Raw genomic sequence first — 14,802 nt, forward strand, 5'->3', positions numbered from 1 at the left:
GCATGGGGCTTCACCTGGAGTTCGAAGCGGGCGCGGTGATCGTGGCCGGCGGTAGCGGCGGTATCGGCGAGGCGATCGCCCTGGCCTTCGCCAAGGCCGGCATGCCGGTCGTGATCACGTATCACAGCAACGAAGCCAAGGCCGCCGCGATCAAGGCCGCCATCGAGGCGGCTGGCGGCCGCTGCGAATGCCATCGCGTGGATCTGGCCGACGTGGCCCAGGTGAATGCCTTGTTCGCCGACATGACGAGCCGGCATGGCCGCATCGCCGACGTGGTGTATGCCGCCGGCCCGCATTTCGACTTCAACTTTATCGGCGCGATTCCCGACGAGCAGTGGCACCACGTCGTCAACGCCGATATCAACGGCGCCTTCCATCTGATCCAGGGCGCGGTACGCGTGTTCCGCAAGCAAGGCGACGGCGGCAACCTGGTCGCGGTCATCACCAGCGCGATCGAGCGCGTGCCGATCGCCGACATCATGTCGGCGGCGCCGAAAGCCGCGATCCAGATGCTGATGCGCGGTGTCGCCAAGGAGGCCGGTCGCTTCAACATCCGCGCCAACTGTGTCGGACCGGGCTGGATCAACGCCGGCCTCGGCAAGAAGGGGCTGGAAGAGAAGCTCGACGAGAAATCGCGCGAAGCGATCCGGACCAAGACCATCCCGCTGCAGCGTTTCGGCGAAGCCGACGATATCGCCAACGCCGTGCTGTTCCTGTGCTCACGTCAGGCCAGTTTCATCACCGGTCAGAGCCTCGCGGTCGACGGCGGCTTGCAGCTTTGAGCGAGTCGCTGGAGTGGACGCCGCTGGCGCGGACGGCCGATTTCGCCGGTCAGCGCAAACTCGCGATGAAGATATCCGGAATCGACCTGCTGCTGCTGATGGACGGCGCCGATGTCGTCGTCATCCACAACTACTGCACGCATATGGGCCGTCCGCTGGATGGTGGCCGTCTGAGCGCCGGGCAGATCACTTGCCCGTTTCACGGCGCCTGCTTCGATCTGCGCACCGGCGCCGCCCGCTCCGGCCCGGCGGTCGGGTCGCTGCATCGGTTCGCGTCGCGCGTCGAAGGCGAGACGATCTACGCCGACCTTCGCAACAAGCCGATCACGCCATGGGGACGCAGATCCTAGGACGAAAGGGGATTGCCGACCTGCGAGCGTTTGCGTGACATCGAGCGCACCAGCCACAGCATCGCCAGACCCCAGGCCAGATCGGCGACCGCGAATGCCCGCCACCAGAACGAGCGGAAGTAGTCGCCCAAGTACTGGGTCCAGCTGAAGTACGCGATCACCATCACGCAGAACGCGATCCACATGCGCGTCGACTGCCCGCGCACCGATTGCCTCCTCGCCAGCAGACCGCTGCTGAGCATCGGGCACAGCATCGTCGTCATGAAGAAGCTGACCACGTAGAGATCGTCGTCGAGATTCTGCTTGAGCACCCACCAGAACACGCCGACGCCAAGCAGCCCTGCCAGCAACAGCGCCGTGTAGGCGCGCTGTGTGAGCTGCGGAAACAGCTCCTTTCTGCCGTATTTCATCGTCTGATGGAAAAACAGCAGTTCCAGTGCGAGCGTCGCGATCAGTCCGAACCAGTACAACTCGCTGAACCAGTGATGGTACTGCTTGAACCATTTTTCGTAGTGGAGAATGTAAGAAAGATCGTGCGCGATGAACAGCAGCGTGCCCGCCAGTGGCATGGTGTAGAGGCGATCCCGAGCGGCGAGCCGCACGGCCTCGCCGAAATAGATGACGTTGGCGATCAGCGCCAGCGCGTTGAGCAGCAGGATGGCGACGACGTGATCGTCGATCGCCTGCAGTGTCGCGTTGGGGTCATACATGTCCGCCTCCGTCGACGCACAGCATCTCGCCGGAGACGAAGCTCGCCATGGAGGATGCGAAGAACAGCACCGCATTGGCGATGTCCTCGGCGCTGCCCATGCGGCGCAGCGGCGTGGCCGCCAGCACGCGCTCGGCCAGTCGCTTGCCGCGCGGGTCCTGCTGGATGCTCAATCCCTGTCCGGCTTCGATATGGCCGACGCCGACGCAGTTGGCGCGGATGCCGTTGCGGCCTTCTTCGCGTGCGATGCCCTGGACCAGCATCTCGACCGAGGCCTTGGGCCCGGCGGACATGACGTCCAGCGGTGGGAAGCGTCGCGTTCCGGCAGTCGACAGCGCGACCAGCGAGCCGCGCGAGCGTCGCAGTGCCGGGATCGCGACATGAATCAGATTGAAGAAGCCATTGACGTCGGCATCGACGATGGCAGCCCATTGCTCGGGTGCAAGATCGGCAATCGCGGAGATCCGCACGGTCGGACCGGATGCGTAGATCACGCTATGAATGCGGCCGAACTGCGTCTCGCACTGCTCGAACAACCGGCGCAGCGCGGCGATGTCTGCAAGCTCTGCCTGCTGCATCAGCACGCGGCCGCCGTTGCCGGCGAGTTCGGCCTGCAGCGCCTGCGCGCGCTCCGCATTGCGGTGATAGTTGAACGCGACCGCGCTACCGGTGCGCGCGAAGAGGCGGCTTATTTCCGAGCCGAGCCCGCCGCTGCCGCCGATGATCAGGGCGGCGCCGTCTTTGAGTTCTTCGAACATGTCAGAGCGCCGCTTCGGCCCGTTGTAGGCCAGCGGCTTCGGGCAGCGCCTGGTCTGTCTCGTCCATCGCGTTTCTCCGTGCCGGCGGTCATGACTTTGCACCGGTAATACACATAGAGTACGGTATGTATACGTACCGCGACAACAAAGGCGAGTACGCCGCTGCAGGCCAACGGGGGAGCGATGGTCGGATTCTCTAAGTCGATGACGGTGCGCGTGGGTTCGTGCCGGCGTGCGCGGAAAACTGGCGATGTATGAGCCCGCCGCCGTACTCGCGGCGATCGATGCCCATCCGGCGCCGGTGCTGCTGTTGTGCGGCGCCGCCTTGCTCGGCAACGCGGTCTACTACTTCGAGTCGCTGCGGCTGGGCTTTCGCCATCGCATGCACACGATGCCGCTGGCCGGCTTGTACTTCTTCATCCCCCACGACATGAGTTACGTGCTGCTCTGGCACAAGTGGTTCGTCGAGTACGATCACTGGTTCCTGAAGCTGTTCTGGGTTGGTCTGGTGCTGACCTCCACTGCTGCCTGGGTATTTCTGTGGCAGTTCCTGCGCTACGGACATAAGGAATTGCTGCCGCAGGTATCCAGGCCGGCATTCATCGCGCTGGTGCTCAGCGGCCTGGTGCTGTCCAGCGGCGTCTGGATCGCGACCAAGGCAGTGCTCGTGGATGACCTGTACCTGTTCGCGTTTGGCCTCACCGCGTTCTGGTGCGCGCCATTCGGCATGTCGCTGATGCTCAAGCGCGGGAGCGGCGTCGGCCAGTCGCGGCTGATGTGGCTGGGCTTCACCGCGATACCGGTTTTCTACTGGCTCGCCGGCGTGCTGTACCTGCCGCCGTTCTTCCGCTCGCCGTCCTGGCTGGCGCTGGGCGCTGCGGCGACGCTCTGGGGGCTGGCGAACGTGTTGACAGTGTCACGCCTGCCCAAACCACCGGCGACCGGCACGCAGGCGGCCTGAGGCCTCAGCGCGCGCTCTTGGCGCGTCGCGCGGACTTCGCCGTCTTAGTGGACTTGGCCGTCTTGGCCGCCTTTGCAGCAGCCGGCACGCGCCGCATACGCAGCGGCGGCGGTGGCGCGCTGGTGATCGCCAGCAGGTTCTGCTTGATTGTCGCCAGCATCTGCTCCAGCTCGAGCTGCTTGTCGGCCGGGATGCCGAGCATGAAGCGCGAACTCAACTCGTTTTCGAGCTGCTCGGCGTGGCGGATACGGTCTTCGCCTTTCTGCGTGAGCCGGACGCTCTTGGAGCGCCGGTCCTCGTTGTCGCTGGATCGGACCACGAAGCCCTTGGCCTCGAGACGATCGACCATCTTGCCCAAGGCGACCTTGCCGATGTCGAGCAGGCGTGCCAGTTCCACCTGGGTCATCGCGTGGCTGTCGCGATGGGTCAGGTTGATCAGCAACCACCACTGCGGCCGGGTAATGCCGACCAGCGGCTTGATGTGCTCGTCGAAGATCTGATGGCCCAGGCGGGTGACATCGTGGATCAGGAAGCCCGTCTGGATGGCGGCCCTCTGGAGCGGCATGAAAAAAGTCCTTCGTCGTCGCGGTGTTCGGTATCCGGATGATCCGGCATCGGCCTCGGGCTGACCAGTGGCGTGCCTCGGGAAACTAGTACGTATGACTTACCATATGCGCATTAAACTGGTATACATAGCGTACGGTCTGCTTGTCTCGGACCCATAGGGCTAAAAGCCCAGCGACTTCAAAAACGGTGCAATGGAGAGAGATGCGATGAAAGCAAAGCAGTGGGCGATGCTGTTTTTAGGCGCGTACTGGGTGCCTGCTTCGGCGTGGGCGCAGCAGGCCGCTGCGTTAGCGGAACCGCCGTCGGCGCCGCCAGCTGAAGCATCGGCGTCCGAGCCGGCGACCGCCGCATCGCTAGACACGGTGCCGGTCGCAGTGAAACCCGAAGCGGCGGCTGCGACGCCGCAACGCGAACGCGCCAGCAGCCGCATGATCGAGGAGATTGTGGTGACGGCGCAGAAGCGCGAAGAAAATCTGCAGGACGTGCCGATTTCGATCAGCGCGTTCAGCGCCGACATGCTCGATGCCAAGGGCGTCAGCGACCCCAAGGACCTGCCGCTGGTGACGCCGGGCCTTACCATAGGCTCGCAGGCCGGCTTCACGGTGACCTACCTGCGCGGTGTCGGCTCCGATGCGTTCCTGCTCGGCGATCCCAGCGTGGCGCTGTACATCGACGGCATCTACTTTCCGTTCGCGCATGGCCAGGCGCAGAACTTCGGCGCGATCGAGCGCGTCGAGGTGCTAAAGGGCCCTCAGGGCACGCTGTTCGGGCGCAATGCGGTCGGCGGTGCGATCAGCGTCTACACCAAGGCGCCGAGTTTCACCGACCCCGAAGTCTCGCTGCAGACGACCTACCAGCGCTTCAACGACGTGCAGACGCGCGCACACGTCAATGTGCCGATCGCCGACAATCTTGCGGTCAGCGTTTCGGGCATCTACAGCAACGCCGACAGTTTTCGGGACGGCACCATCAACGGTAACCCGATGCCGCAGGAGATCGCGCGCGGTGCCCGCGTCAAGCTGCGCTGGGACCCGATCGAGAACCTGGATCTGACGCTGGCGGGTTTCCACATCGAGCAGACCGGCGTCAGCACGATGTTCGCGACCAACTCCGACCCGGCGCCAGATTTCCGTGCGGTGATCACGCCGCAGAACGGGTATGGCGGAGCCAACGACGCCGGTGACTATTTCAACTTGTCGAACACCGTGATCTACGGTCAGGGCACGCTGAACACCGACTGGTTCGACGTCAAGCTGATCGCCAGTGACCAGCGCCTGCATACCGAATCCGCCTACGACTTCGACGGCTCGCCTACGCCGCTGGTCTACTTCGAAGCCTTCCAGTTCGCCGACGTCAGGACCGCCGAAGCCCAGATCGTGTCAAACGCCGATTCCTGGGCCTCGGACAAGCTCAAATGGATCGCCGGCTACTACTTTTTTAAAGGGCGGCAGGGCCTTGACCCGGTGCATTTCGGCGTCGCGGGCTCGGTGCTGAACGGGGTCAACGAACTGCTGGCGCCGGTCTTCGGTGGTTTGGGTATCCCGCCACTGCTCAACGACGGCGAACTCAACGCGGTCGGCATTCTGGATACCGATTCCAACTCGATCTATGCGCAGGGCACCTACAACTTCACTGACTGGGCGGCGCTGACAATCGGCGGCCGGCTGCAGCAGGAGAAACGCACCATCGTCGACTCCAGCGGCGCCGTGAACACACCGGGTGACGGCCCCGGCATCAAGTACACCGACTTCTCCGGTAACAGCGACACGACCAGAAGCTTCAGCCCGAAGATCTCGCCGGAATTCCGGCTCTGGGACGGTGGCCTGCTCTATCTGTCCTACCAGACGGCGACCAAGAGCTCGACGTTCAACGTCGTCAACTTTCTGCGCTTCACGCAGCCGGAAGTGGTCAAGGCCGAGAAGCTGACCGCGTATGAAGTCGGACTGAAAACCGATCTTTTCGAAGGCTCGACGCGGCTCAGCACGGCGGCATTCTGGTACGAGATCCGCAACGATCAGGTGCAGTTCATCTCGCTGCTCGCCGGCGGTGCGGTGACGTTCCAGAACGCGCCGGCCTCGCGCGTCCGCGGCGTCGATTTCGACGTCACCAGCCAGCTGTTCCCCAGTGTGTTCAACGGCCTGGTGTTCACCGCCGGCGGCGCCGTACTCGACCCGCGCTACACCGATTTCCCCTGTGGTCAGGGCTTCAACAATCTCGGCGTCTACAACTCGTGCAACGACTACACCGGCAAGCAGATCGTACGCTCGCCGAAATTCTCCGGAACGGTCGGGCTGAGCCAGACCTTCGACGTGCCGGGTGGGCCGCTGGAGCTGGCGACCGACTATTACTACAACAGCGGCTTCTACTACCTGCCGCAGAACACCGATTTCAATCACGAGAACGCCTACGGCGTCGTGGGCGCGCGCATCAGCTACCTGTACGAGCGATGGAATCTGCGTACGACAGTGTTCGCCAAGAACCTGCTCAACGAGAAATACAACTACAGCCGCTTCACCAACGATTTCGGTGCACTCGACGCGCTGGCGCCGCCGGCGGTCTACGGTATTCGGCTGAACTGGGATTTCTGATGGGGATGCGAATCGCACGAGGAGCAGGCCATGTGGGATGAGCGTTTCAATCTGCCGGTGCCGCCGGTTACGACGGTGGCGCCGAGCGAGGTCGCGTTCTGGACAACGGCGATCTTCGGCGGCCTGGCCGCGCTGGTGTTTCTGTACGGGCTCAAGCACTGGCGCGACAGTGGTCGCCCTATAGTGCTGATGATCATGCTCGGCGGCGCGGTGACGACGCTGGTCGAGCCGTTTCTCGACGTCGTCGGCGCAGCCTGGCATCCGGAAACCGGCCAGCCGATGGCTTTCGAACTGTTCGGCCGGCTGATTCCCTGGTGGGTGGTCGCGGCCTACACCTTCTACTTCGGCGCACTGGGTTCGCTGAACTTCCTGGCCTTCGAAAGAGGGGTGACGCGCCGGCAGGTGTGGATCTGGTTCGCGGTGCCGATGTGCATCGACATCGTCATGGAAGAGCTGATGATGCACTGGGACCTGTACTGTTATTACGGCCAGCAGCCGCTGATCGCGTTCTTCAAATTCCCGCTGTGGTGGGCGCCGTGCAACTCCCTGGGCGAGTTCATCGGTATCTCGATCCTGGCGCTGATGGCGACGAGCCTGCGCGGATGGAAGCTGCTGCTGATTCCGGTGATCCTGCCGATGGCCGATGCGGTGGGCTACGCGGCGGTGGCGATGCCGAGCTGGCTGGTGGTCAACACCGAGGGCTTGCCATACTGGATCGTGCAGCTGGGCGGTGTGATGACTTTCGCGCTGACCGCGCTGGTGGTACACGGTATCGCGCTGGTTGTCGCCCAGGATTCGCCGCTCAAGGCTAGCGCGGCGGCACCGGCTGGCCGCGCGATCGCGTCGAGCTGAGCGTATCGCATGCTGACCGAACCGCCGATTCAAACGCTGGTCGACCTGCTGCGTCACCACGCCGACGTGCAGCCGCAACGGTTGGCGATCGAGTACAAGCAACGCCAGCTCAGCTACGGCCAGTTGTGGGCCGAGAGCGGCCGTGTTGCGGCGAGCCTGCGACGCGAGGGAATCGGCAGAGGCGATCGTGTCGCATTTCTCGGTCGCAATCCGGATCTGTATTTCCTGATGCTGTATGGCTGCAGCAGGGTCGGCGCGGTGTTCGTTCCGCTGAACTGGCGGCTGGCGCCGGCGGAAATCGAGGCGGTGCTAGCCGATTGTGAGCCGCTGCTACTGATGGTGGATCGCGACTTCGCTGAGGCGATCGGTGGCATCTGTACGCCGGCTGCGATGATGCAGCCGTTGGTCTTCACGATGGACGCCGTCAGCGGCGAGCACGATCTGGGCTCCTGGCTTGGCGACGGCGACGGCGAAGTCGATGAGCGGCCCGTCGCCGACGCCGAGGATACGGTTGTGCTGCTGTACACCAGTGGCACCACCGGCCGTGCCAAGGGCGTGCAGCTGACGCATCGCTGCTTCATCGCGCCGCGCCGCGCCGAGATGGATTTCGGCGAGTGGATGCAATGGAGCCAGCCCGAAGAAAAACTGCTTGCCGCGCTGCCGCTGTTCCACATCGGCTGCCTGTCGGCGACGATGATGGCCTTCTATCGCGGCGCCGCCGTGCTGCTGATGGATGCGGCCGATCCCGAGGCGATCCTCGCGGCGATTGAGAAAAAAAAGCTGACCCGCGGGCTGCTGGTACCGACGCTGATCAACCTGATGCTGGCCTCGCCGCGCATCGCCGACTACGACTTGTTCAGCCTGCGCTTGGTCATGTACGGCGGCTCGCCGATCGCCGCGTCGACGCTGACCCGTGCACTCGCCGTATTCAACTGCGAATTCGCCCAGGGCTACGGCATGAGCGAAGTCGCCGGCACCTGCGTTTTCCTGGAGCCGAAGGATCACGATCCGGCGCAGCCGCAACATCTGCTGGCGATCGGCAAGGCGGGCCCGATCGCGCAGCTGGCCGTGCGCTCGATCGCCGGCGAGCCGGCGGCACAGGGCGAAGTCGGCGAAATCTGGGTACGCAGTGTCGGCCTGATGAAAGGCTATTGGTGCCGCCCCGATGAAGATCGCCTGCAGATGCTCAACGGCTGGTATCGCAGCGGCGACGCCGGTTACTGCGACACCGACGGTTATTTCTATCTGACCGATCGCTACAAGGACATGATCGTCTCGGGTGCCGAGAACATCTATCCAGCCGAGATTGAGCGTGAGCTGGTCTTGCACGCGGCGGTGCAGGAAGCTGCCGTGATCGGCGTGCCGCACGAGCGCTGGGGTGAGGCGGTGCACGCCATCGTCGTGCTCAAGCCCGGCAGCGTCGCGACGGCCGAGGAACTGACCACTTTTCTGCGCATGCGCCTGGCCGGCTACAAGATTCCGCGTTCGCTTGAATTCTCCACACCGCTGCCGCGCAACGCCTTCGGCAAGGTGCTCAAGTACCAGTTGCGCGATCCGTTCTGGATCGGCCATGCACGTCGTATCGGTGGCTAGCAAACACACATAACGCAGCGGGTCTCGACCCGTCCTGTGACACTCGTAAAATTTCAGAAGAGGAAGCAATGTCGACGAATCATGACGTGGTGGTGGTCGGTGCAGGCAGCAACTCACTGGTCGCGGCTGCGTATCTGGCCAAGGCCGGAAAGAAAGTGCTGCTGCTGGAAAAGAACGACCAGTGCGGAGGCGGCGTGGTGTCGATCGAGATCGCGCCGGGTTTCATCCACGATCCGCATGCGTCGGGTTACTACCTGTGCATCGCAAGCCCCGCGGTCAAGGACGACGAACTTGGACTGGCGTCGAAGTTCGGCCTGCAATGGAAAACCTGGAAGGCCGGTTTCGCGACGATTTTCGACAGCGGTGACGGCTTGGTCGCCTACGGTGATCTCGACCGCACCTGTCAGGACATTGCCAAGTATTCGCACAAGGATGCCGAGACCTATCGGCGCTTCGCAAAGGAGTGCGTGGCGCTGCTGCCGCTGCTGAGCAAGAGCGCCGCGACACCGCCGCTGCCGACCGGCCCCTTCATCTCGATGCTCGATTCCAGTCCCGGTGGCCGCCGCCTGGTCGACATGATGTTCATGAGCGTCTACGACATTCTCGAAAACCTGTTCGAGAGCGACGAGGTCCGCATCCACCTGTGCAAGTGGTGCGCCGAGGCCATGGAAGGCCCGGACGTGAAAGGCACCGGCGTTACGCTGGTCAACCTTCTCGGGCTGGCGCACAGCTACGACGGTCACATCCCGGTCGGCGGCTCGCGCGCGGTCACCAACGCGCTGATCAAGTGCATCGAGTTCTACGGCGGCACGGTGCGCACCAATGCCACCGTCAAGCAGGTGCTGATCAGCGGCGGCAAGGCGACCGGCGTGCTGATGGCGGACGGCGAAAAGATCATGGCCCGGGACGCGGTGCTGGCCAACATCCATCCGTGGCGGCTCGAAGAGTATCTGCCCGGTGCGGTCGACCCGGCGATCGTCTCCGCCGCGCGCGGTGTCAAGCTCAGCAACCATGGCGCGCTGAACCAGCAGCTTGCGCTATCCGAATGGCCACAGTTCAAGGCCGGCATGGAGCCCTGGTCGGAGGCGCTGTGCATCGAGTACGTGCGCAAGGATCTGACCGGCGTGCGCAAGGTATTCGACAAGTATCGCTACGGCGAAATTCCGCAGACGCATCTGAGCCCGCTGACGATCATGAACTCGCGCAAGGACCCGACGCGCGCACCGAGCCACGATCACTGCGCGATGTACCTGTACCACTTCGCGCCCAAGGTGCTCGCCGACGGCGGACTCGATGGCTGGAAACACCACGGCAAGGCCTTTGCCGATGCGATCTGGGAAGAGTTCAAAAGCTACTGCACGAACATGGACGATTCCAAGATCATCGCCCGCCACATCGAGACGCCGCTGGACCACCACCATCACTCCAACAACATGATGCATGGTGACATCTTTGGCATCGGCACCACCGCCGGCCAGCTGCTCGGCCGTCGTCCGCTGGTGGAGCTCGCGCAATACAAGGTGCCCGGTGTCGACGCGCTCTATCTCGCCGGTCCGTCGCAGCACCCGGGCGGCACCGTGACCTTCGGCGGCCGGGCGACGGCGATGCGGATGATGATGGACTGGAAGATGGATCTGAAGTCCGCATTTACCGTGCTGTGATCGCCGCACGAATCAATCCAGGGGGAAAGTAAAAAATGAAACTAGTTAGCTCCGATCAGTCCGAGCTGATGGAAGTCAGTGGCCTGAAGACCCAGGGCGGCGACTTGGTCGTGGTCGGTACGATCATGGGTGCGATGCCGGTGGAGGCAGTGCTGACGCCTGCCGAGCTGCGCCAGGCGTTCAAGCTGCTGAGCCTGAATCTGGTGCTGTTCGTGATCGGTATGTTGTTCCGGAAGTAGCCTCCACATACACGCATTTGCGGGTCGTTAGGGCGGCTGATCAACCGAAGCAGAAAAATGGCCAGTACGGATGACGTACTGGCCACGGGTTCACACCGTCCATGTCGTCAAGAGACCATGAATCGGCAGCGCTTTAGAAATCCCAGTTCAGGCGGATGCCGTAGGTGCGCGGCGGCGCATACGTGGTCCAGGTACCGATGTCGGTCGGCAGCTGGTTGATCGAACGCAGCGTATTGGTCAGGTTCTTGCCGAACAGCGTGATGCGCGTGTTCCACGGTTCATACAGATAGCTGGCGCGTGCATCGAGCGTGGTGTACGACTTTTCTTCCGCGGTCGAGACGTTCTGTGCGCTGTAGAAGAAGCCGGAGTTGTAGTACACATCCGAGGCGATTTCGACCGGACCGCCCGGCGCGTTGAACGTATAGCTCAGGCTGGTCGTGCCCGAAAACTTGGGCGAGCGCACGATATCGTTGCCGCTGAAGTCCTGGCCCGGCAGCACGCCACCACCAAGCACCAGGCCCGATCCGCCGAATGGCACTCCCTGGTCAGTGAAGCCGCTGGCACTGGGATAGTCGGTGTACTTCGCATCCAGGTAAGAACCGTTGGCGGTCAGGATCAGTCCCGGCAGTAGATCAGGCGCGACCAGGAACAACAGGTCGAACTCGGCGCCGCGGACGCGCGCATGCGGAGCAGTTTCGAAGCGCACCGCGCCGCCGCTGAGCAGCGATACGAACTGCACCTGCAGATTGTCGATCTCGGTATCGAACACCGCGCCGTTGAGCTGCAGGCGCCGGTCGAAAAGTTGGCTCTTGAAGCCGAGTTCATACGCGGTGACCGTCTCCGGCTCGATGTACTGCGTCGGAGTGTAGATATTGAGAATGTTGTAAGTGCCGCTCTTGAATCCCTTGGTGAACGAGGCATAGGTCAGCACGTCCTCGACCGGATGCCAGTCGAGCGTCACCTTCGGCGAGAAGTTGTTGCTGTCGGTGGTCTGGTTGGCAAAATTGAACAGCGGGACCTGCACATCGTCGCTTATCGCCAGCGCGTCCCTGGAGTTGACCAGCTCGCGCCTCTCGGTCTGATAGCGACCTCCCAGCGTCAATGCGAAGTCATATGGCAGCTTCAGCGTCGCCTGGGTGTAGGCGGCGCTCGAATTGGTTTTCAATGAGCCTTGCGCATCGATATCGACGCGCGAGCCGAGGCCGTCGAGTGTATCGCCCAGACCCAGCGGGTTGAGGATGCCGCTCAGGCGATCGACGATGTTGTCGACGACGGGAATGTCGCGGCCGACAGAGAACAGCACCTTGTCGAAGCCAGCGAGACTCTCGATGTGATACAGGCCGAAGATCCAGGTCAGGTGATCCGACCAGGGCGTGCCGGCGTTGGAGATCAGCTGCAGCTCTTGGGTGTCGACGCGTGCCGACTGGAAGGCCTGGAACGACACCAGCGGCGACTTGGTGTTGTCGTAATCGATCATCGCCGCGGTCTTGATGTCCTGGTGGCTGGCGAGCAGCTTGGTGTCGAACCAGTCGAAGCGGTAATTGGCTTCGCCGTAGTACACCGGATTGCGTGAGCGGTTGTAGGCGGGCGTGTCGATGCTGGTCTGGTAGGGCGGCGTCGTGGTGACGCCCAGCGGCACGTACTGCGGATTCGGCGCGGTGTTCTGGTTGATCACCGGGCCGATACCGTTCTGCTCGACCAGCAGGCCGCTCAAGGTGATGTCGAAATCCTCGGTCGGAGCCCACTTGACGCGGACGCGTCCGCCTTTTTCTTCTTCGTCCGGCAAGCGGCCACCCGGGTACGGCGAGTCGGCGGTGAGCTTGTAATAGCTTTCGTTGTGGTTGTAGAGACCCGACACGCTGAAGGCGAGGGTGTCGGTCACGGGCACGTTGACGTAGGCGCGCGATTGGGTGGTGTTGAAGTTCGAAAAGCTGGTCTGCACCGAGCCTTCAAAGGTATCGTCGGGCTTCTTGGTGATGACGTTGATCGCACCGCCCGTCGAGTTGCGGCCGAACAGCGTGCCTTGCGGGCCCTTCAGCACTTCAACGCGCTCGACGGCGCCGAAAGACTGCACCTGGCCATGCGAGAACGGGAAGTAGATGCCGTCGATATAGGTCGCGACACTCTGGTCGGCCGACGGTACGAAGGCATCGGTGCCGACGCCGCGGATATAGATGATCGAGTAGCCGGCGACCACGGAGTACACCATGCCGGGAGTGATGTTCGGCAGGTTCTGTGAATCGCTGACGCCGCGCGCATCGAGCGCCTCGGCGGAGAAGGCCTGTACCGAAATCGGCACATCCTGCAGGTTTTCCTCGCGCTTCTGCGCGGTGACGATGACCTCTTCGACCAGGCGGCTGCCACCGCCGCGCTGCTCGGCCTCCCCGGGCTCGGGAGCGGGGGCCACCGGGATGGTGGCCAGTTCGGCGTTCGCGCCAGCTGCCTGCGCAGGCGCCTCGGCCGCCGGTGCGTCGGCCGGGATTTGCTGCGTGGCGCCGGCTTCAGCCGGTTCGATCTGTGCCGCCGCAACGGGCGCGGCCAGGCCCGCGCCAATACCCAGCATCAGTTTGAGCTGCAACTTGTTCATCTTCTCTCCGTTGACAGCGGCAGGCAGCCACTTCGGTCCCGCGAGCTGTGTCTTAATAAAAATACGAATCTGTTTTGTGAAGCGCGGTTTTCCTGCGCACGCACGGCGCCGCCTTGATCAATCGAACCTGCTGCTGCGCTACATCAACGCGGCGGCTTGCGGCGTCGCGCGTTGCGGCCGGCCTCAGACCGTCGCCATGCCCGCTGAAATACCGTCGCGCGCCCTGCTTGTCGCGGCGACCGGTGGCAGACGGCGCATCAGCCAGATATTGACGAGCGGCCAGACGGTGAACGTGGCGACGAAGCCCAGATACACCGGCGAGCGGAAGAACGCATCGATCTGCATGAAGGCGCCGGTCAGTGACCAGAGCATGACGATGGTCGACAGCTCCATCAGCGCCGACTGGCCGGCGCGGCTCTGGCGGCGCGACATCAGCGCGGTATGGAACGGCACCGAGAACGAGGCGGTGATGGCAAAGGTGATGAAGAACAGCTCGTCGCCCAGCGAGGTCTTCACCAGTGCCCACAGAAGACCGATGCCGAGCGTGCCGAGCACGATCATCGCGCCGTAGGCGGGCTTGGACAGGTTCGGCCAGAGTTCCTTGTGGCCGTAGCGATACACCTGGTAGAGCATCACCAGTTCGAGAATCACCGTCCCCGACAGCGCGAACCACCACATCTTGACCCACCAGTGGTCGTAGACATGAAACCACTGGTCGTACATCAGCACGAAACTGAAGTCGTGCCACAGGAACACGGCCGAGCCGATGAAGGGCACGACATAAACTTGCTGCTTGATCGCCATCCTCAGGGCGATAAAGAAGTACAGAAACGCGAATATCACAGTCACCAGCAGACAGGCCATGATGGTGGCGGTGTGCTGGTCGATCGCCAGCAGCGCGGCACGTGCGTCGTACATGGCGTCCTCTAGTGCGGTGCGAACTGCGTGATGGACCGACCTTGACTGCCTGCTCTTGTGCGGCGGGCTCGTTGATGGCGGCGCGGTCCGGGACGACGTGAATATCGGTCGCATGAGTACGACAATACTGCCCAATCCGGCCAGTGACGATTCCACAGCGGCCACTGCCTTGCAGCTGCGCGGTCAAGCGGCGTTCTCGGATTAGCCTTTTTTGCGCCTGCAACGAGAGCGGTCGGC

At 63.1% G+C, this 14,802-nt stretch carries 13 protein-coding genes; 8 read left to right on the plus strand and 5 right to left on the minus strand.

Features of this window, described 5'->3' with window-relative positions:
* Nucleotides 1-2 precede the first annotated feature (2 nt).
* Together ACQZF9_RS09450 and ACQZF9_RS09455 are read left to right on the plus strand one after the other, a co-directional pair.
* Nucleotides 3-782 (plus strand): SDR family NAD(P)-dependent oxidoreductase, encoded by a 780-nt coding sequence (locus ACQZF9_RS09450; protein ID WP_428312984.1) that lies wholly within the window; start codon nt 3-5, stop codon nt 780-782.
* Entirely contained in the window at nt 779-1,132 is a 354-nt protein-coding gene (locus ACQZF9_RS09455; RefSeq protein ID WP_428312985.1) for a Rieske (2Fe-2S) protein, read from the plus strand. The genes ACQZF9_RS09450 and ACQZF9_RS09455 overlap by 4 nt, the downstream gene beginning before the upstream one ends.
* Here ACQZF9_RS09455 and ACQZF9_RS09460 read toward each other — a convergent pair.
* Both ACQZF9_RS09460 and ACQZF9_RS09465 read right to left on the minus strand, forming a co-directional pair.
* On the minus strand, nt 1,129-1,842 hold the full coding sequence (locus ACQZF9_RS09460; RefSeq protein ID WP_428312986.1) for a hypothetical protein: 714 nt from the start codon (nt 1,840-1,842) through the stop codon (nt 1,129-1,131). The two genes, ACQZF9_RS09455 and ACQZF9_RS09460, sit on opposite strands and share 4 nt — an antisense overlap.
* Nucleotides 1,835-2,599, minus strand: a complete 765-nt coding sequence (locus ACQZF9_RS09465; RefSeq protein WP_428312987.1) for an SDR family NAD(P)-dependent oxidoreductase — start codon at nt 2,597-2,599, stop codon at nt 1,835-1,837. The genes ACQZF9_RS09460 and ACQZF9_RS09465 overlap by 8 nt, the downstream gene beginning before the upstream one ends.
* A gap of 250 nt (nt 2,600-2,849) precedes the next feature.
* On the opposite strand from ACQZF9_RS09465, the gene ACQZF9_RS09470 reads away from it, so the two are divergent.
* A complete protein-coding gene (locus ACQZF9_RS09470; RefSeq protein WP_428312988.1) occupies nt 2,850-3,560 on the plus strand; it encodes a hypothetical protein in 711 nt (236 codons plus the stop codon).
* A 4-nt stretch (nt 3,561-3,564) separates the two neighbouring features.
* Here ACQZF9_RS09470 and ACQZF9_RS09475 read toward each other — a convergent pair whose 3' ends face one another.
* A complete protein-coding gene (locus ACQZF9_RS09475; RefSeq protein ID WP_428312989.1) occupies nt 3,565-4,125 on the minus strand; it encodes a MarR family winged helix-turn-helix transcriptional regulator in 561 nt (186 codons plus the stop codon).
* 208 nt (nt 4,126-4,333) lie between these two features.
* Between ACQZF9_RS09475 and ACQZF9_RS09480 the strand changes: the two genes are divergently transcribed.
* The 5 genes from ACQZF9_RS09480 to ACQZF9_RS09500 all read left to right on the plus strand — a co-directional run bounded on the left by ACQZF9_RS09480 (nt 4,334) and on the right by ACQZF9_RS09500 (nt 11,060).
* Nucleotides 4,334-6,715: a TonB-dependent receptor gene (locus ACQZF9_RS09480; protein ID WP_428312990.1), complete on the plus strand. Its 2,382-nt coding sequence runs from the start codon at nt 4,334-4,336 to the stop codon at nt 6,713-6,715.
* A 30-nt stretch (nt 6,716-6,745) separates the two neighbouring features.
* Nucleotides 6,746-7,567: a hypothetical protein gene (locus ACQZF9_RS09485; RefSeq protein WP_428312991.1), complete on the plus strand. Its 822-nt coding sequence runs from the start codon at nt 6,746-6,748 to the stop codon at nt 7,565-7,567.
* Nucleotides 7,568-7,576: 9 nt separating this feature from the next.
* Nucleotides 7,577-9,160, plus strand: a complete 1,584-nt coding sequence (locus ACQZF9_RS09490) for a long-chain-fatty-acid--CoA ligase (protein WP_428312992.1) — start codon at nt 7,577-7,579, stop codon at nt 9,158-9,160.
* 68 nt (nt 9,161-9,228) lie between these two features.
* On the plus strand, nt 9,229-10,821 hold the full coding sequence (locus ACQZF9_RS09495) for a phytoene desaturase family protein (protein ID WP_428312993.1): 1,593 nt from the start codon (nt 9,229-9,231) through the stop codon (nt 10,819-10,821).
* Between the two features lie 35 nt (nt 10,822-10,856).
* A complete protein-coding gene (locus tag ACQZF9_RS09500; RefSeq protein WP_428312994.1) occupies nt 10,857-11,060 on the plus strand; it encodes a hypothetical protein in 204 nt (67 codons plus the stop codon).
* Between the two features lie 133 nt (nt 11,061-11,193).
* On the opposite strand, the gene ACQZF9_RS09505 is transcribed toward ACQZF9_RS09500, so the two are convergent.
* Together ACQZF9_RS09505 and ACQZF9_RS09510 are read right to left on the minus strand one after the other, a co-directional pair.
* A complete protein-coding gene (locus ACQZF9_RS09505; RefSeq protein ID WP_428312995.1) occupies nt 11,194-13,647 on the minus strand; it encodes a TonB-dependent receptor in 2,454 nt (817 codons plus the stop codon).
* 183 nt (nt 13,648-13,830) lie between these two features.
* Nucleotides 13,831-14,565, minus strand: a complete 735-nt coding sequence (locus tag ACQZF9_RS09510; protein ID WP_428312996.1) for a hypothetical protein — start codon at nt 14,563-14,565, stop codon at nt 13,831-13,833.
* Between the last annotated feature and the right edge of the window lie 237 nt (nt 14,566-14,802).

It is taken from the genome of Hydrocarboniphaga sp., from assembly GCF_965279055.1.
In the GTDB taxonomy this organism is placed as follows: domain Bacteria; phylum Pseudomonadota; class Gammaproteobacteria; order Nevskiales; family Nevskiaceae; genus Hydrocarboniphaga.

What these genes read in the sequence shown, in the direction of transcription:
- ACQZF9_RS09450 (WP_428312984.1), top strand. Translation starts at nt 3, where the DNA reads ATGGGGCTTCACCTGGAGTTCGAAGCGGGCGCGGTGATCGTGGCCGGC.
- ACQZF9_RS09460 (WP_428312986.1), bottom strand. Translation starts at nt 1,842, where the DNA reads ATGTATGACCCCAACGCGACACTGCAGGCGATCGACGATCACGTCGTC.
- ACQZF9_RS09465 (WP_428312987.1), bottom strand. Translation starts at nt 2,599, where the DNA reads ATGTTCGAAGAACTCAAAGACGGCGCCGCCCTGATCATCGGCGGCAGC.
- ACQZF9_RS09470 (WP_428312988.1), top strand. Translation starts at nt 2,850, where the DNA reads ATGTATGAGCCCGCCGCCGTACTCGCGGCGATCGATGCCCATCCGGCG.
- ACQZF9_RS09475 (WP_428312989.1), bottom strand. Translation starts at nt 4,125, where the DNA reads ATGCCGCTCCAGAGGGCCGCCATCCAGACGGGCTTCCTGATCCACGAT.
- ACQZF9_RS09480 (WP_428312990.1), top strand. Translation starts at nt 4,334, where the DNA reads ATGAAAGCAAAGCAGTGGGCGATGCTGTTTTTAGGCGCGTACTGGGTG.
- ACQZF9_RS09485 (WP_428312991.1), top strand. Translation starts at nt 6,746, where the DNA reads ATGTGGGATGAGCGTTTCAATCTGCCGGTGCCGCCGGTTACGACGGTG.
- ACQZF9_RS09490 (WP_428312992.1), top strand. Translation starts at nt 7,577, where the DNA reads ATGCTGACCGAACCGCCGATTCAAACGCTGGTCGACCTGCTGCGTCAC.
- ACQZF9_RS09495 (WP_428312993.1), top strand. Translation starts at nt 9,229, where the DNA reads ATGTCGACGAATCATGACGTGGTGGTGGTCGGTGCAGGCAGCAACTCA.
- ACQZF9_RS09500 (WP_428312994.1), top strand. Translation starts at nt 10,857, where the DNA reads ATGAAACTAGTTAGCTCCGATCAGTCCGAGCTGATGGAAGTCAGTGGC.
- ACQZF9_RS09505 (WP_428312995.1), bottom strand. Translation starts at nt 13,647, where the DNA reads ATGAACAAGTTGCAGCTCAAACTGATGCTGGGTATTGGCGCGGGCCTG.
- ACQZF9_RS09510 (WP_428312996.1), bottom strand. Translation starts at nt 14,565, where the DNA reads ATGTACGACGCACGTGCCGCGCTGCTGGCGATCGACCAGCACACCGCC.